The organism is Moorena producens PAL-8-15-08-1 (assembly GCF_001767235.1).
GTDB classification, from domain to species: Bacteria; Cyanobacteriota; Cyanobacteriia; order Cyanobacteriales; family Coleofasciculaceae; genus Moorena; species Moorena producens_A.
Map to the genome: position 1 here is coordinate 2,752,198 of NZ_CP017599.1, position 17,447 is coordinate 2,769,644.

The 17,447-nt window shown below is 44.7% G+C and carries 16 protein-coding genes and 1 tRNA gene; 4 read left to right on the forward strand and 13 right to left on the reverse strand.

Translation table 11 applies throughout. The features are described 5' to 3' along the window. Nucleotides 1-96 precede the first annotated feature (96 nt). Nucleotides 97-1,038 (forward strand): polysaccharide pyruvyl transferase family protein, encoded by a 942-nt coding sequence (locus tag BJP34_RS10415; RefSeq protein ID WP_070392287.1) that lies wholly within the window; start codon nucleotides 97-99, stop codon nucleotides 1,036-1,038. A 123-nt stretch (nucleotides 1,039-1,161) separates the two neighbouring features. On the opposite strand, the gene BJP34_RS10420 is transcribed toward BJP34_RS10415, so the two are convergent. From BJP34_RS10420 to BJP34_RS10435, 4 genes are all read right to left on the reverse strand, one after another. Then, nucleotides 1,162-2,010, reverse strand: a complete 849-nt coding sequence (locus tag BJP34_RS10420; protein WP_070392288.1) for an ABC transporter permease — start codon at nucleotides 2,008-2,010, stop codon at nucleotides 1,162-1,164. Nucleotides 2,011-2,204: 194 nt separating this feature from the next. Continuing rightward, a complete protein-coding gene (locus tag BJP34_RS10425) occupies nucleotides 2,205-3,068 on the reverse strand; it encodes an ABC transporter permease (RefSeq protein WP_070396602.1) in 864 nt (287 codons plus the stop codon). Between the two features lie 422 nt (nucleotides 3,069-3,490). Next, complete coding sequence (locus tag BJP34_RS10430; RefSeq protein WP_070392289.1) at nucleotides 3,491-4,615, reverse strand: ABC transporter substrate-binding protein; 1,125 nt, start codon at nucleotides 4,613-4,615, stop codon at nucleotides 3,491-3,493. Nucleotides 4,616-4,840: 225 nt separating this feature from the next. After that, entirely contained in the window at nucleotides 4,841-5,983 is a 1,143-nt protein-coding gene (locus BJP34_RS10435; protein WP_070396603.1) for an ABC transporter ATP-binding protein, read from the reverse strand. A gap of 36 nt (nucleotides 5,984-6,019) precedes the next feature. On the opposite strand from BJP34_RS10435, the gene BJP34_RS48660 reads away from it, so the two are divergent. Then, on the forward strand, nucleotides 6,020-6,148 hold the full coding sequence (locus tag BJP34_RS48660) for a hypothetical protein (RefSeq protein WP_267876533.1): 129 nt from the start codon (nucleotides 6,020-6,022) through the stop codon (nucleotides 6,146-6,148). A 359-nt stretch (nucleotides 6,149-6,507) separates the two neighbouring features. Further along, the gene (gene mrdA, locus BJP34_RS10440; protein WP_070392290.1) at nucleotides 6,508-8,286 is read left to right on the forward strand and encodes a penicillin-binding protein 2; all 1,779 of its coding nucleotides are present in this window, start codon (nucleotides 6,508-6,510) and stop codon (nucleotides 8,284-8,286) included. 213 nt (nucleotides 8,287-8,499) lie between these two features. On the opposite strand, the gene tnpA is transcribed toward mrdA, so the two are convergent. Further along, entirely contained in the window at nucleotides 8,500-8,919 is a 420-nt protein-coding gene (gene tnpA / locus BJP34_RS10445) for an IS200/IS605 family transposase (RefSeq protein WP_070390947.1), read from the reverse strand. Nucleotides 8,920-8,971: 52 nt separating this feature from the next. On the opposite strand from tnpA, the gene BJP34_RS10450 reads away from it, so the two are divergent. Then, on the forward strand, nucleotides 8,972-10,318 hold the full coding sequence (locus tag BJP34_RS10450; RefSeq protein ID WP_070390948.1) for an IS200/IS605 family accessory protein TnpB-related protein: 1,347 nt from the start codon (nucleotides 8,972-8,974) through the stop codon (nucleotides 10,316-10,318). Between the two features lie 208 nt (nucleotides 10,319-10,526). On the opposite strand, the gene ispE is transcribed toward BJP34_RS10450, so the two are convergent. The 8 genes from ispE to BJP34_RS10490 form a co-directional block, all read right to left on the reverse strand. Next, nucleotides 10,527-11,477 (reverse strand): 4-(cytidine 5'-diphospho)-2-C-methyl-D-erythritol kinase, encoded by a 951-nt coding sequence (ispE, locus tag BJP34_RS10455; RefSeq protein WP_070392291.1) that lies wholly within the window; start codon nucleotides 11,475-11,477, stop codon nucleotides 10,527-10,529. After that, complete coding sequence (gene rsmA / locus BJP34_RS10460; RefSeq protein ID WP_070392292.1) at nucleotides 11,446-12,294, reverse strand: 16S rRNA (adenine(1518)-N(6)/adenine(1519)-N(6))-dimethyltransferase RsmA; 849 nt, start codon at nucleotides 12,292-12,294, stop codon at nucleotides 11,446-11,448. Before rsmA ends, ispE begins: the two co-directional genes overlap by 32 nt. Nucleotides 12,295-12,672: 378 nt before the next feature. Next, nucleotides 12,673-13,638 carry a CBASS cGAMP-activated phospholipase gene (locus tag BJP34_RS10465; RefSeq protein ID WP_070392293.1) on the reverse strand — a complete coding sequence of 322 codons (966 nt, stop codon included), beginning with the start codon at nucleotides 13,636-13,638 and terminating at the stop codon, nucleotides 12,673-12,675. 36 nt (nucleotides 13,639-13,674) lie between these two features. Then, nucleotides 13,675-14,040, reverse strand: a complete 366-nt coding sequence (gene folB, locus BJP34_RS10470) for a dihydroneopterin aldolase (RefSeq protein WP_070396604.1) — start codon at nucleotides 14,038-14,040, stop codon at nucleotides 13,675-13,677. Between the two features lie 344 nt (nucleotides 14,041-14,384). Beyond that, nucleotides 14,385-15,056, reverse strand: a complete 672-nt coding sequence (gene plsY, locus BJP34_RS10475; RefSeq protein ID WP_070396605.1) for a glycerol-3-phosphate 1-O-acyltransferase PlsY — start codon at nucleotides 15,054-15,056, stop codon at nucleotides 14,385-14,387. Between the two features lie 220 nt (nucleotides 15,057-15,276). After that, nucleotides 15,277-16,518 carry a DUF3086 domain-containing protein gene (locus tag BJP34_RS10480; protein ID WP_070392294.1) on the reverse strand — a complete coding sequence of 414 codons (1,242 nt, stop codon included), beginning with the start codon at nucleotides 16,516-16,518 and terminating at the stop codon, nucleotides 15,277-15,279. 69 nt (nucleotides 16,519-16,587) lie between these two features. After that, a complete protein-coding gene (locus BJP34_RS10485) occupies nucleotides 16,588-16,977 on the reverse strand; it encodes a DUF3119 family protein (protein WP_070392295.1) in 390 nt (129 codons plus the stop codon). 198 nt (nucleotides 16,978-17,175) lie between these two features. Then, nucleotides 17,176-17,262: transfer RNA gene (locus BJP34_RS10490), tRNA-Ser, on the reverse strand. Nucleotides 17,263-17,447: the final 185 nt, after the last annotated feature.

Genomic DNA, 17,447 nt, shown 5'->3' on the forward strand with positions numbered 1-17,447 from the left:
CCTGAGCATTTTTCACCATTCCATCTCGCTCAAAACCCGTAATGTATGGCAAAGGCAAGCATTGATTCACCTAATCAATGAAAGGGGATAACAATAATGAAACTCTTCTACTACCAATACTCACCCAAACGATTCCCTGGTGGTCTCAATAACTTTGGCGATGACCTAAACCCTTGGTTATGGCAACAGTTAATCCCTAACTTACTAGATGACGATGAAAGCACCGCCTTTGTTGGAATCGGTACCCTTATAAATAATTTACTCCCCAAGCGTTTACCCAATGCTCGCCGAATCATCATTTTTAGTACCGGAGTCGGTTATGAAAAATTACCAAAACTCCAAGATTCCTGGACAATTTACTGTGTAAGAGGACCCCTCTCAGCAAAAGCCTTAGACATTTCCCCTCAATTAGCCGTTACAGATGGAGCAGTGCTAGTCAGACGACTCTTCCATCCAACCAGTCAAAAAATCCATCAATTTGCCGTTATGCCCCATGCTAAATCTGCCAGATATGGCGGTCAAGCCTGGCATCAAATCTGTGAACAAATCGGCTTTAAGTATATTGATCCTCGTTTGCCTGTCGAGCAAGTATTATCTGCCATCAGCCAAACCAAAATCTTACTAACAGAAGCCATGCATGGAGCAATTGTAGCCGATGCCCTACGAATTCCCTGGATTCCCATCTGCACTAATCCAAGTATCTTGGCATTTAAATGGCAGGATTGGTGCTTATCCGTTGGTTTGAAATACCAACCCCAATATATCATGCCTCTGTGGGATTTATATCCTAGAACAGCACGGGGAATTCGTTCCTCAATCCGTTATGCTAACTTTTGCTTCAATTGGCTCAAACAAGATCAGTTGCATTCAGTCAAGACACTTTGGGGTGAAAAACAACAATTAATCGCCACTCAACTATTCAGAATCGCTCAAACTACCTCTCCCTACTTAAGTAATGATCATCGGATCGAACAACTTACCACTGAATTGGAAGAAAGGTTAGATAAATTGAAATCAAGGATGAATTATCAAAGATGAATTATAAATTTTGGGGTTGCTGAACTAAGGAATGGAATAATATAATGGAATAATATAAAGTAACCTTGTATCAGTTATAAATTCCCGATTCCCGATTCCCGATTCCCGATTCCCGATTCCCGATTATTGCCGATTTTCCACACTCCGATAACGGAGCCATTCAGCGATAAAAGCAACTGCACCTGATACCAGGATTAGCAAAACACTAAGGGCATTTATATCTGGTTTAACACCAGTGCGGATGCGGCTAAAGATTTCCATGGGTAGGGTAGTTGCACCAGTCCCAGCCGTAAAACTAGAAATCAGAAAATCATCCATACTTAGGACAAAAGATAATAAACAACCGGCAATAATCCCTGGCATCAATTCCGGTAGTAATATTTTTATAAAAGCTTGTAAGGGGGTTGCTCCTAAATCAAGGGCTGCTTCTTCTAGGTGAGGGTCAAGCTGGGTGATACGGGAGGAAACAACAATGGCAATATAAGCCAAACAGAAAACTATATGAGCTGCTATGATAGTCCACAGACTCAGAGGAATAGCCATAACTGCCAAAAAGATTAGAGTGGCTACTGCGATCGCAATATCTGGGATAATCAGGGGTAAGTAGGATATCCCTCGATACAAGCGTTTCCCTGGAAACTGGTAACGGGCTAAACCGACTGCCATCATGGTACCCAATACCGCAGAAATTCCTACTGCCACTAGCGCTACCGTGAGACTATTGAATAGTGCGTTCCTTACACTCTCGTCCTCCCATAGTTTTAGGTACCACTTAAACGTGAATCCCTGCCACTGGGCACTGTATTTAGAGTCATTGAAGCTATAAAACGTCAGTACCAGCAGGGGTAGGTACATATAAAAGAACATCACCAGGGAGAAAATCCCTTGCCAAGAAACCCGGAGTTTTGGTTGAGAGTTTACCATGTCTAGGGGAAGCTCCTCCTGCTGATGGTAGAGTTGCTCATTAGTCATTCGTCAATGGTTAATTTTAATGATTAATAGTTAATGGTTAATTAATATCAAGTTTCTAGTTTAAATTTTTCATTTTTATAAATGCAACCCTATTTCCCTACTCCCTACTCCCTACTCCCTACTCCCTACTCCCTACTCCCTACTCCCTACTCCCTACTCCCTACTCCCTACTCCCTACTCCCTTTTCTATAGTGCTATGCTTGTGCTTTGGGATCACCATACTTAATCAAAAGTGCGATCGCTATACTAACTACCAAAATTAACATCATACTCAAAGCTGACCCAAATCCCCAGTTTTGAGTAGCTCCTAAAAACTGGTTATAAATCAATCTTGCTCCAGTCATACTCGATGCTCCCCCTAGCAATTCGGGATTAACAAAATCCCCTAATCCAGAGATAAATACTAGCAAAGAACCTGCCGCAATTCCTGGTAGAGTTTGGGGTACAGTTACCTTCCAAAACGTTTGATAGGGATTTGCCCCTAAATCCGCTGCTGCTTCTAACAAACGTCTGTCTAACTTTTCTATAGACGCATAGAGAATCAAGACCATATATGGCAGAAAGCTGTAAGCCATGGCAATCAATACAGCAGCACTACGATTGAGCAAATCCAACCCTGGTAGTCCAAGACTAGTCAGTACTGTATTGAGAACCCCAGTCGGTCGCAGAATGGTAATCCAGGCATAAGAACGCAGTAGAGAGGATGTCCACAACGGTAAGATAAAACCCAGCAGGAGTAAATTTTGCCACCGCTTGGGTGCTAGCTGAGCAATCCAATAAGCCACAGGAAATCCTAGCACAAGACAAATCACAGTGGTTCCCATGGCCAAAAAAAGCGATCGCCCCATCACTTGCAAGATTACTGGATCAAATACCCGCAAATAATTATCAATACCAGACGGATTGACCACATCTCCTGGTCTAATGTTGGGTACCAAACTTAGCTCAAAAATCACTAGGGTTGGCAGCACCAACAACAAAGCTAACCATATACCTGCTGGACTGAGCAATCCTAGGGGTTCTAACCACTGCCATCGTAAGTGTCTCTTATCTTGCATAACTGGGGATTCAGCAATGTTCTCAGTAACGCTTTCAGTGTTATTTATCATTAGTTTTTAATCATTATTTATTATTCATTAATCCAAGAATTATAGCATTTATTTTTAATGCTATATTATGATATCTAGATTTAAAATAAAAATGTGAATTATTATTTAGTATTTTATCACTATAAATTGGTTTTAATTTGTTAATTATAGCAGTTTTCAATAGCATTTAGCTCTTTTTGAGAGGTATAGCAGTCGAAGTAAAGCTTAAGACATCTTCTGCTCCCTGCTCCCTGCTCCGAAGTCCCTTTCAACCAAAAGACTATGTCCTAAACTATACTTCCCTTGCTATATTTTGAATGGTATGTTTATTTCTGCATTTCCGTACTAGTTTCCTAAACTTTAGGGTGTTTAAAAGGGCTAATTCCTAACTCCTAACCACTGGTCAACTGAGTCCAGTAGCGGTCATAAAGTTCGCTAACCTCGTCAACAGGTGCAAGACCTTCACAACGTTCTAACGCTGATTCTTCTGGAAACAAACTTGGATCCTCTTGGATATCACGGGACAATAGCTTAAATGCTTTTTGGTTTGGTGTGGCGAAGCTCAACCGTTCACACATTTGAGCAGCAACATCTGCTTCTAACATAAAGTTAATCCAAGCATAGGCACCCTCAAGATTGGGAGCTGTTTTAGGAATTGCCAAGGTATCGATCCACAAGGAAGAACCACTTTTCGGTAGGACGTACTGCAAATCTGAGTTTTCTGCCATGATTTCAACAGCATCAGAGGAGTAACACATCGCAAGCCATAAATCCCCACTTAGGATTTGCGATCGCCAAGCATCAGAAGAAAATGAAGCAATACTTGGTTTTAACTCCACCAACATTTCATAGGCCTTTTTGATCTCCTGGGGATTGGTAGAGTTGTACGAGTAACCTAACATTTTCAAAGTGGCACCCATCACTTCTCGCACATCGTTGAGCAAAGTCATCCGTCTCGATAATTTGTCTTTATATTGCCAAATATAGCTCCAATCCTCTGGTACCTTAGATAGTTTTTTTGAATTGTAAATCAAACCCGTTGTTCCCCAGCTCAGAGGAATACTGTGCAAATTGTTGGGGTCATATATGGGATTGAGGAACTTAGAAAACAGTCGATTTATTCCGATGATGCGTTCAAAATCCAGTTTCACCAACAGATCCAAATCAACCATCTTTCGCACCATGTAGTCAGACGGGGAGATAATGCTATAGGCTCCGCCCCCAGAAGCCTGAAGTCGAGCAAGCATAGCTTCGTTGGAATCAAAGACATCGACTACAGCTTTGATTCCAGTTATTTCGGTAAAGCGGTCTAGTAGCTCATCATCGGTATAGTTAGTCCAAGTGTAGATAAATAGTTTATTTCTGTCACCTGGTGAAGGAGGTGTTGGTCTGACCTCAGCTAGAGTCCAGCCACATCCAGACAAGGTTAGACCTGATAGGGTAGCGACCGTTGCTAGCTGTAAAAAGTTGCGCCTTGTACGGCGTTTTAGGAATGTTGGTTGATCCTTATAAAGCACGATTGAAAAGGTTGAAGGTTGACGTTTGTTTTTGCCCAGGCGTCCATTTTAGGGTAGGTTGAATAAATTTTTTCAAAACCGATTACCCATTACCCATTACCCATTACCCGAAAACAGATAGGATAATTAATCCACCAGAATTGAAGTCAACAACTAAAAATCTCTTGCTTTACTCAGCACTATTTTCCCAGCAAACTAGGTTTAAAAACTACCATTATCTTTAAATTATTCCTCCAACACGCGACAATCGGTGGGTGCCCAACGAGCATAAATTGTCGTGTGAGGGTCTGGTAACTTGTTATTGGTGTTGGCAAGTATGACTCTAAGACAGTCGCCACTGAGTAACTCCACCACACATTGAATATGAGTACCCAGGTACATCGCGTGTTTAAGACGTCCTTCAAAGCAATTCATTGTAGTAGTAGTAGGGGGGGAAAGACTCAGGCGAATTTTCTCTGGTCGTACACCTACTACAATATCCTGAGCATTAGAATTATCCAGGACTTCTCTAACGGATGGAGACTCAACCACAATCTTGATACCAGTCTTGGTGGTAATTTCGAGTGAGTCGGCATCGGACCGTTGCAGACGACCTTTAAATAAATTGGTATCACCGATAAAGTCCGCCACAAAGGTTGTCCGAGGATTTTCATAGATTTCTCTGGGGGAACCAACTTGCTCAATTTTACCTGCACGCATCACAGCGATCCGGTCAGAAAGACTCATGGCTTCTTCTTGGTCGTGGGTCACCATCACAAAAGTTAACCCCAGGTCTTGATGGAGATTTGAAAGTTCCACCTGCATCTGTTTGCGCAGCTTGAAATCTAGCGCTCCCAAGGGTTCATCCAACAACAGCACCGCTGGTCGATTAACTAATGCTCGGGCTAATGCCACTCGTTGCTGTTGACCCCCAGACAGTTGAGGGGGATACCGATTCGCCAATCCCTCCAGTTTCACTTGTTTGAGGGCTGCTTTGACTCGTTCCTCAACCTCCAATGGGGGTAGCTTTTTTAGGCGTAGACCAAAGGCAATATTTTCCGATACACTCAGGTGATTGAATAGAGCATAACTTTGAAAGACCGTATTGACAGGTCGGCGGTGTGGTGGAATATGATTCATCGAGCGTCCCTGAATCATTACCTCCCCAGCTGAAGGCATCTCAAATCCCGCTACTAAACGCAAGGTTGTAGTTTTGCCACAGCCAGACGGACCAAGAATGCTAAAAAATTCTCCTTGACGGATACTTAAGTCAACACCACGGACAACAGTCTCGGTGTCGAACACTTTAAAAACCTTGCGGAGTTCAACATCAAGTTTAGCTGTAGTCGTAGCAGTCGGACGTGGTTCTTTAACAGTCGTTTGAAACATGGTGGTTATTTCAGCAGTAGTGATGCCCCCAGAGTCATGCATCGTCTGTCTGCATCTGTGGAACACGGTTTCTCTCCTTGGGTTTATTTTATCCTCCAACCTAAAAATACTCCTGCGGTAGCTAAACGGATCTGCACTGATCCAGTAGCTGAGGTGCGGAAGTAAATTGCTGGGTATTAGGCGTGACTAGGTATTAGGCTAATGGAACAGGGGCAGATCAGAGCCTCCTTAATCAAGGATTTGGGGCGGCTCTAGGCGAACCGGTGTGGGCAATTAATCGGGGATGTTCCAATTCTGCTCACTACACCCGGTCACCCTAAACCCCATACCCAGTTTTAACTGACAAGCTTGGGGCGTAAGTCCTGTTGTTTAGTTGTCAATTGTCAATCCTTAATTCTTAATTGAAAAGGGGGGCGTATTGGGAATCCAAGCCAATAGCTTACTGGATTGATCACAGACTATTCGCCTTAATTGCCCAATTCCGTGTTCTCCAAGTCCCATTCCCCATTCTCAGACCTCGGACGATGACATTAATTCAGCCTTCCTTATCTTCGTATACAGTATATCGATCTAATTCCCGCACTGTCGGACGCAAATACCAATCCGTAGTGATTATGGTACTGATTAGCCTATTCTTGCTGGGGGGAATTGGTTCCCGTTTAGCGTATTTACAGCTAGTTCAAGGGGAACGCAACCAACAGCTGGCAGAAAATAACCGGATTCGTCTGATTCCCAAGCCCCCTATACGGGGCAATATTTTTGACCGTAAGGGCAGAGTATTAGCTAGCTATCGGTTGTCTCACTCGGTCTTTGTGTGGCCCATGGTTCTTAGGCAGGAGCAATGGCCCCAAACTCGCAAACGCCTGTCCCAGATTTTGAAGATACCAGACGCTGAGATTCAAAAGCGTCTGGAACAAGCGGGCTATAACTCTCCTTACCTACTTCGGATTGCCCGTGGTGTTACTCCCGCTCAAGTTACTGCCTTGGCTGAGTACAGCAATGAATTACAGGGGATAGAGGTGGATATTGATGCAGTACGGTACTATCCCCATGGACAGCTATCGGCTCACGTTCTAGGTTATACTGGAGAGTTAGACTATGAAGAGCTGCAACGGCGTAAACCTGACGGCTACCGCCTCGGTGACGTGCTTGGAAAAATGGGGGTGGAGAAGTCTTATGAGCATCTGCTACGGGGAGAATGGGGCGGTCAGCAAGTAGAAGTTGATGGTGCTGGACGAGTCGTCAGAGTTCTGGGTCAGAAACAGGCAAAACCGGGTAAACCTATCCATATAAGCATCGATATAGACGTGCAGAAGGCAGCCGAGGCAGCATTAGGCGATCGCAAAGGGGCAGTCGTGGCTATGGACCCCAACACCGGTGCTGTCCTCGCAATGGTTTCTCGTCCAACCTTTGACCCGAATATTTTCTCGACTCGCATCACCTCAGAAACCTGGCGAAAGCTACAAGGCAGAGGGAATCCGTTTATTAACCGGGCAATGCGAGGGTTTCCTCCAGCCAGTACATTTAAGGTAGTCACGGCTTCGGCGGGTATGGAATCTGGTCGGTATTCTCCCAAAACTGTTTTACAGACTTATCCTTACCTGTATGTCGGTGGTCATGCCTTTGGGGAGTGGAACCGAGCCGGATTTGGTCCAATGGGATTTGTTGGTGCTATGGCTTGGAGCAGTAACACCTTCTTTGGTCAAATCGGTCGAGGGGTTGGGGGGAAAACCCTGATTGAATGGGCTCGTAAATATGGCTTTGGTGAAAAAACTGGTATTGAGTTATCCGGCGAATCCCGTGGTTTGATAGTGGATGATGCCTGGAAGCGGAAAAACTACAATTGGGGATGGACCGTTGGAGATACCATAAATATGTCTATTGGTCAAGGATTTACCCTTGGAACACCCTTACAAACCTCAGTCATGTTTTCTGTAGTTGCCAATGGCGGCTACCGGGTTAAACCCCACTTGCTCAAGAACAATCAGGATGCTATCAAAGGGCGAGTGTCCATGAATATGAAGCCATCAACGATTCAAACCCTACGCCGAGGACTGCGAGCTGTGGTTACTGGGGGAACAGGAGCTGCATTGAGGGTGCCAGAGTTACCTCCTGCCGCTGGTAAGAGTGGAACAGCAGAGGCTCCTCCTGGCAAGGCTCATGCTTGGTTTGGTGGTTTTGCCCCCTATGATAAACCCGAGATTGCAGTTGTTGCTTTTGTGGAACATTCCGGCGGCGGTGGAGGTTCAGTGGCAGGACCAATTGTGCGCCAGGTAATGGAGGCTTATTTTAAACATAAATAGTAATTAATTATGTTTAATTACCAACAGACTCTGGTCAGTCACCTTCGACTCAGGAGTAACCACCATTTTTGAATTCAAAATGCCAAATTCAAAATTCAAAATGAATAGCTTGATAATTTTGAATTGTTGACACCGGATACAAGCCCCTATTTTTGAACAAAAATGCGACGCATTCCCCCACCTCGTCCAGGTGGGGGTTAAGGAGCAAGTCAATCAATCGTCGTAACCTTGGTTTTCTATATATTGCTTTAGAACCGAAAGGGGGGCTCCTCCACAAGAAACAGCACTAAATCCCCTTTTCCAGAAGACTGGCTTCCAGTAATAGGGAGCCAATTCTTTTGCGTATCTTTTTCTAATCTCTCTACTGGTCACTGTCTTAAGGGTGTTGCAAAGCTTGGAAATTGATACCTTAGGGGCTAAATCAATTAGGAGATGGATATGATCATTTGTCCCCAAGTCCGCCTTGGCATCCTCAAGGATGCAGTTATTTTTCTCGCAGATGCTTTTTGCCAAGTCTAAGATGTCCTCTTCTATGTCCCCAGTAATTACTGGATGGCGGTACTTAGTGACAAACACTATGTGAATCTTGATTAACGAAACAGTGTGAGCGAAAGAGCGAAAGGCGGTTGACATTTTGTGATACTATAGGTTAATATAGTGACATATTAGCAATTCCGTTGAGATTGTGAAAACACCAACTCAGATCATTCGCACCGACAAATGGAGGCTTAACGCAACTAGTGAGCAGCGTCTGCTGTTCACTGAGACGGTTAAAGTCTATCGTCGTGCTTGCAGATACTTGGTTGGTATTATTTACACTCACTGGAGTAAATTCGGGAACTTAACGGCGGATCAGCTGACTCCTGCTGTCGAGAAACTAATGCATCAGACAGCTAAGCGTCCCAGTGTCAAGTATCCTCAGTTCAACAAAGCTTTTTATAAATTTCCCAGCTATTACCGTCGTTCTGCGCTCGCATTTGCGGCGGGTCAAGTTAGTAGTTTTGTGACCCGTTACCGAGAATGGCAAGCAGGCACTAGGAAACTACCTAATGCCAGTCCTCCGAAACTGAATGCTGACACTGGCTGTTACCCAGCTTTATATAAAGGCCAATGCTATAAACTACACCGATTCAATCAAGTCGAAATCAAAGTCTTTAACGGCTCTGACTGGGTCTGGACTACCGTTCAAATTACCGGATTAAGAGAGCGTCATCAGGTGGCAACCAATAAGATGTTGTCACCATCTTTGATATTTAATGAAAGAGCTTGCCATCTGTCAGTTCCGTTTAGTTGCAAGCCAGAAAAACGGAAACCAGAGGCTAATGTAACAGCGGTAGATCTCGGAATTAATACTACTGCAACGATATCGGTTGTAACCCACAGTGGCACTGTAATCCACCGAGATTTCATCCATCCGGGGAGAGACATAGACCGCAGGGACAAGCGACTGAAGTCTGTATCTATGCGTGCATCTAAAACCATGGGGAAGGGTGGCAGACTTCACAAGGGTTTTTGTTCTAAGACCTACCAAAAATGCCAAAGAATCAACAACCAAATCAGTCATGTAGTCTCTAGGCGAATTGTTGAGATTGCTGAAAAGTTTAACTCCGAAGCGATTGTGTTTGAGAACCTTAAGGCATGGAAGCCAAAAGGGGGACGAAAACGGTCTAACCTTCGGCAAAGATTTCACGGATGGCTCAAGGCAAAAATTCGCGATTTTACGCTTGAGAAATGGGCTGAGTTAGGAGGCAAAGTAATAGAGGTTGTTGCAGCATATACCTCAAAGCTTGCCTATGATGGTTCAGGCATTGTTAAACGTGACTCAGGAAATTATGCCCTAGCAACTTTCTCCTCAGGTAAGCAATTCAATGCCGACTTAAACGGTGCTTACAATATCGGCGCTAGAGGTGTGCTTAAACTCGTTCGCAGAAATGACAACGAGGGTCGTTTCAGCAAAAGCTCTGGACGACCGCCTAGAAGCTGGGCTTGTCTGTGTGATTTGTGGGCTGCGGCTAGCCCTAGATTAGCATAGGACACCCCCACCTCGGTTTACCAGGTGGGGGAAGCTTCATTTGGAGCGAAACTATGTTTCAAACCCCCGAATTAATTCCTGGGGTATTTTTGAATTTTGAATTGATAATTTTGAATTGGAGCGCGTTAAGCAGCGGAGGCCTACGGCCACGCTACGCGAACGGCTTGGCCGTAGGCCACGCCAAAGGCGAACGCCGATAGGGTTTGACTCAAGGTGTTGAAATTATCTGAATTCCCTGAGTCGATAACTTGGTCACCCAAAACTCTAAATCTGGGTCAGTAATGTCAATGCTTACTTTCTGTTGAATTTCCTGGGCTTGCTCCTGGGACTCGCACAGGGCAAATACCGTCGGACCTGAACCAGACATCATGGTTCCTATGGCACCACTATTCTCAAAGGCTTCCCGTAGTTGCAAGACTTTGGGGTGATTGGGTAACACCACTTTCTCTAAATCATTGCGCAATAGTTTGCTAATCTCTCCCCCATCCTTATTGAGGATTTCCTTGACCATTGGACCGCTATGAACACGATTAGCACGGGATTCTAAGTCCTCAGGCTCCCGGATATAGGTTTCCCCAAACTGATTCCGATAAGTCTGATAAGCCCAAGCAGTAGAAACCATCAGACTGCGGTATTTACCCAACACGACATATAGAGAATCCAGTCCCGGTAGGGCAGACAACCGCTCACCTCTCCCCAGAGCTAGAGCGGTGCCACCAGCAAGGCAAAACGGCACATCGGATCCAAGCTGTGCTCCCAATTGTTGTAATTCCGGGTGGGTTAATCCCAATTGCCACAACATATCGATTCCTACTAACACAGCCGCTGCATCCGTCGAACCACCAGCTAGTCCAGCCGCTACAGGAATTCGCTTGTGGATAGTAATTTCCACACCACCCAAGTTAGCAAAACACTCAGGAAACTCCTCCCACATCAAGGCAGCTGCTTTATAAGCGAGGTTGCTTTCATCCGTTGGGACTTGGGGATGATTACAGTGGACTTTAATCTCCTGTGTACCAATGGCACGGATGTCGATTTGATCAGCTAATTCGATGCTTTGGAGAATCATTGCGAGTTCGTGATAACCATCACCCGCATCACCGAGGATTTCCAAATACAGATTGATTTTAGCTGGGGCATTTAGGGAGTATGAATGCATTCTTTATGGTGATCTGATTAGCTAGGGCTATCCACTGAGCAACACTAAGGTCTTCCGCTCGGGCTTGAGGGCTTATTTCTAATTGTTCCAGCAATTGGGTGATGCGATCGCGTTCAATTACAGATTTTAAATTATTGCGCAACATTTTACGTTTGCTGCCAAAGCCCAGTTTCAATAGTGTCTCCAAGCATCTGGGGTCAGAAGCTGGTGGTTCGGCTAGGCTCGGATGTAAGCGCACCACAGCAGAATCAACCTTGGGGGGAGGAGAGAAGGCCGACCCAGGGACATCGCAAATCAATTCACATTGGGCGAGATACTGCACCCGCACTGATAATGCCCCGAATTGTCTACAACTGGGTTTGGCATATAACCGCTGAGCGACTTCTTTTTGCACTAGCAGCACGATTAAATCAAACCCTGGCACAGCTGGCTGAGTAATAGTACCTAGCAACTTTTCCAGAATCGGACCGGTGATATTATATGGGATATTGGCAACAACTTTATTAGGTTTTTGGAAATTGGAAAAGTTAGCTAACAATGTATCTAACTCTAGGGATAGAAAGTCCCCTTGCAGAAGTAAAAAATTATCTATCTTACCGAGTTTTTTAACTAAAAATCGGCACAAGTCTCGATCAATTTCTACCGCCACTACAGACTGAACAAAAGGCAGTAACCGCTGGGTAAGAATGCCAGTACCCGGACCAATTTCTAGAATGCGATCGCTTTTGTGTAAATTAGCAGCTGTCACGATTTGGTTCAGTGCCTCCTCGCTACGCAGCCAATGTTGAGCAAATTTTTTACGAGCTTTTAACGTCATTGCCCAATTTTATAGCATTTATCAATTCGGTCCCCAATTGGTAAGCTATAGCGCGTGTCGCTGATCAGTTATCAGCTAATGCGCTACAGATGGTGCTACTTGAGGTGCTATCAGCGTGTCGCTTATCAGCATATGCTTACCTTTCAATTATCATTAATCTGGAACTATTAAATTCTCACGCTTAGAGGTTTATTTTAACCACCTCAATTCCCGTGAGCTTTTAGCTGACGGCTGACGGCTGACGGCTGACGGCTGACTGCTTACATCACGTCTAATTGGGTTGATACCATAAATGTTAGTTTTTAATTAACCACTAACAAGTAACCAAGTTCCTTGAATTATCAGTAGTAAACCGACCAACAAGATTTTAAAGGTTCCTCAATGGATTTTCAGGAAGTTCTGGAACAAACCTTGGTTTTGCCAGGCGTAATTCTTAGCAACACGCTTTAACTTGGCAATATTGCTCCGAGTCGCATCATCCATTGTGTCATTAGTGATTTCCGGTTGTAGACGCAGGTAACGAGAAACTGTTGCATCCTCGGATTCTAAGCTAGCCATCAACTCTTTGGTAATATACCGGTGAATGTCAGAAGGAGCATCAAATAGCACTTCAATCAATCGTCCTTGCCATCCCCATTGTCCCAATCCCCAGCCTTTAGCTTTTTCCCAAGGAATGGGGCGGTTTGATGCTCCTGTGCCAATGGAGATTATAGAAATTTCCTCAAGGGAATGATTTAAGTGGATCGCTTCAGCTAATGCACAGCTTGAGGGATTATTCGCCCCAACCCCACCATCAATTGCCGAGTAAGTCTTGCTTTGAGTCTTGAGCTGATGGGCTGGAAAATAGGTGGGGGCAGATGCGGAACAGACACAGGCTTCCCACAACGGAACATGAAAATAATCTTTGTCTTCACGCCAGCTTTTAAATATTATCGGCATGCGACTAATAGTGTCGTAGGCTGTGATCAACAGCCGAGGTGAATCGTAGATATCCGACAGCTTGGTCGTCCCAAACTGTTCTTTCATCACCTCAATTAACCCCTGATTGGAGTGTTTAGGAGCAGAAAGACCATACTTAAGGATAACCTTCAGCCGCTTTAGTGAAAAACGGCTGGTGTAGCGGAAAATCCTTTCCCCTTTCTGTTCATAAAGTCTAATCATCTCCCGACTGGGGATGCCAGTGGCAATCCCGGCAGCCAAGATTGAACCAGTGGAGGTACCTGCAATTAAATCAAAATACTTGTTGAGGGGCTGGTTAATATCTTTCTCCAATTCCGCCAAGATTACTGCTGCGATAACGCCCCGAATACCACCGCCATCTAAGCTGAGTATGCGAAAAGTCATGATCCCCCTAAAAACCCACGATGTTAAATTTTCCTCCTACCTATTGTGACGGCTTCTAGTCACTTCCAGGGTGATCTTACCTCCAAAATCTGGAATCGGCGCACCAGGTTTGCTTAACTGCACTTGGACTTGCTCCACCTTATCGAATTCTAGGATGGCATTAGCAATTTGATTTGCCAATTTTTCGATCAGGGCACATTTTGAGGTTTTAACCAAATGCTTGACAGTATCAATAGTTTGCCGATAATCCATGGTATCCCTAAGGTCATCACTTTCTCCCGCAGGGCTTAGATCTAGCCACATTGTTAGGTCTACTTCAAACCATTGTCCTAGGGTCTGTTCTTCCGGTAGGTAGCCAGTGTAGCCGTAGCAGCGAATATTGCTCAGTTTAATACAGTCCATCATCATGTGAAGTTTTCCCTCATGTATCCTTTATCACCAAGGTAAACGATTGTCCTTAGCGCTACTACTTTGGGTTAATCGCTTTTCAAAGCTAATGTTTAAAAATGAGAATTACTGGAGTCTGTTACCAGAATTGTTGTCTCAATTCAACCCCTAGCATACAACGATATCTCTTGCTGTGCTTTCACCCTTCGTTCTCTTGGTGCGCGTTCACGCTTGTCGGGACACCCGACCGGGGTCGCACCGCGTCGCAAAAAGTGCGGTGTTGCACCGCTGCCTAAGTCCGCTCCTTTATTAGATTTGTACCCAAGCAATCCATAACCAGGGACTTGTGTTTTATAGTCTTAGTCTGTTCCAGTCTCTAAGGATACTGCTGGAGAAAGGGGTTTCCCGATTTGGGGTTCGGTACCTGTAAGTAGACGCTGGATGTTACTGCGGTGACGGATGATCACATATATGCCAGCAGCAATACCAAATAGCTCATAGGCAAGAGGAGCTTTGGTAAGGTACATCAGTAGGGAAACAGCGATCGCACCAGCAATGGAACTGAGCGAGACAATACGAGAAATTGCCAAGACTACTGCAAATACACCTAGGGTTCCTAACCCTACAGGCCAAGACATGGTAAATATAACACCTATACTGGTCGCAACGGATTTCCCTCCGGTGAAGTTTAGCCAAATGGATTTACTATGACCAAAGATAGCAGCAAACGCAGCTAATGCCACTAACCAGGGTTGCCAGGTTTGAGGGAGTAGAGAAACTTGTGTCAGGGTATAAAAGCCATGGACTAGACTAATAGCAGCTGCTCCTTTCAAGGCATCAATCAGTAATACCACCACTGCTGGTCCTTTGCCCACAGTTCTCAATATATTGGTGGCACCGGTGGAGCCAGAGCCATGCTCACGAATATCAATATCTTTAAGCCAGCGTCCTGCTAGGTAACCAGTAGGCAGGGAACCTAATAAATAGGCTGAGATTACTAGTAGCCCACTCCAAGTTAAGTTAAGTACCATTGGTGTCATGTTGAAAATTTTCACAAGATCCGGCAATAATTCCCCGATCACCACCCTTAGGGTAGCAGGGCTGTAACATTGCTGAGTGTCTTGATGCAAAGCGCAAGTGGGGGAAACCCTTGTCGGGCCAACTACATCGATTTTTCAGTTCGCTGAACCTCCCGAGTGGCAGCAGTTTCGCGCCTGTTTTGCTAAAATTAAACCCAGTAAACCAAGTAATTCAATAATCGTCGTAAGTGTACATCTGCCGAGGATCAGGTGCAAAAGCAAGCCATAGGGGAAATTGCAATAATGACAGACTGATCTTATCTTCGGTTTCGTCAACAATGATTAAGGCTAACTGATCCCGCTTGATCAGTCGTTCCGCTTTTTGAACCAGGGCTATTGGATCTTCAAATAGAACAACTCCCCGTTCTGGACCAAAATCACTGCGGGAGATTCCCAGACAGTCCTGTAATCCTCTGCGCCATTCTCCCAGTCGTTCTGGGGTGTTGGCCAGGACAAGGGTAATTAGGCGATTGTCATACAGTGTCCGCAACACGGATATAACCGCTGAGGCAATTAAAACATTTTGTAAGCGGCTGCCCATAGTTTGCAGCGCACCACGACCACCTTGGGAAAAAAACCACTGAGACACTTTTTCAGCGTGAATTGGCTCGAAGGTACGACGCAGTTGCCAGGGAGGACCATAATAATCTGGCATTTTGCGATATTGATCCAACAGCTGACGAATCTGTCGGACTTCGTCTTTAAATGCTTGTTCGGCAAATTGTGGGTTGCCTCTGGTGGGGGGTGGTGGGGTTTCTTCTAATTCTGACCGTGGTGCTTCCCTTGGCGGCTGGGAGAGTTCCAGTTGTTCTGCAGCAGCAGCTAGGTCTTGTAAGGAGCCAACCAAATAATCTTTAAAACCTTGAACCCGAATCGCTAGCTCTTGAGATACACCAGCAAAACTGGTGCGCATTTCTTCACGAATCCGTTCCCGGCGGCGTTCTAGTTGCTCAATAGAAATTTGCAACTTTTGCTTGCGTTGCTCCAGTTCGGTCAGACCTTCAAATACCATCCGCTCCACAACTGCTTGGGTGCTTCCCAATTCCTTTGAAACCAGTGACTGTTCATGGTTTTGCAAAGTGGCAATTCTCTGTCTCAACTCCTGTTCTTTTTGCTCAAGTTCAGCCACAGTTTGAGCTAAGCTAGCCATTTTTTTTGCTTGATCTGAAGACTTCCCTAGTTGAATTTCACTAACTTTATCATCCCGATTCGGCTCACTCGACTGTGTTGGTTTAGCTTTGTCATGGTCTGATAGGGTCAGAGAAATGGGAGGAAGGTCGGGAGCTTGAGAGTTATCTCTAGGAGTAGCCCTATCTTGATCTGGGAAATTTGACTCCTGTGAATTATCTAATCCCTTAACTGCTTGGTTGTTATCTTGCTCTTGTTCTGGGTTTTGTGGGTCTTCGGAATTCATTTAAACTGATTTCTTAATAACTTATTCATTAAATACCTAACCTCTACTCTATACTTTGAGGTAAGTAAGTTATACTTTAGGGAAGCGTTCTTCTAGGCAAGTTCGTAGCAGCTTTGGGTCAAATAGAATTGGTAGAAAGTGAATGCTTTTGACTTCTGAAAAATAAAACAAAATCGGTACTGATGTCCAGAAGATTTCCCAATTTTGCCATTCCTGATAAGGAAAACGCCGGATCAGGGTTTCGGAGCGATAAATATCCAAGGCGGTTTCAGTAAATTGCAGGCGTATGGTTACGGCCTGAAACAACAAGAAGAAGCCCAACAACGCGATCGCTAAACTTACCCAGGGTTGTATGAGCACTATTGTCACTGCAGCAACAATCAACACTATAGGCAGTGTATAACTTGGAGGTAGTTCAACGGTTGATGTTGATTTTGGAGAATAATCAGCAGAAGTCACTTGGCTTAAATCCCGAGCTGATAAAGATGAATCAATATATGAATATAATTTAATTCTAAGCTTATATTCCCAACTTCTTCGATCTTCCCAACTTCTTCTATGGGATTTAACGGGATGACAGTTACCTGATCTTACCTACTACCAGTATCTAGCACATCCCTGAGTAAGATTGACCAAAAATTGAGTTAAATCCCTGTACGGAGAGGGGGGGATTCGAACCCCCGATGGCTTTGACACCATAACAGATTTCGAGTCTGCCACCTTAAACCACTCGGACACCCCTCCATGATCTAGTCAAACCGCACCCCAGACTTCATCTGAAATTTGAACACAAAACCGTGTAGTTTGTCAAGCGTGTAGTTTGTCAAGGCTGCTGTTGAAAACTCAGACATGGCTAGGTAGTCAATATTCCCTGAGCTAACGGATTGAATTGACTATTTCGCGCTAGGTGTTTTAGCAAACAGCGATAG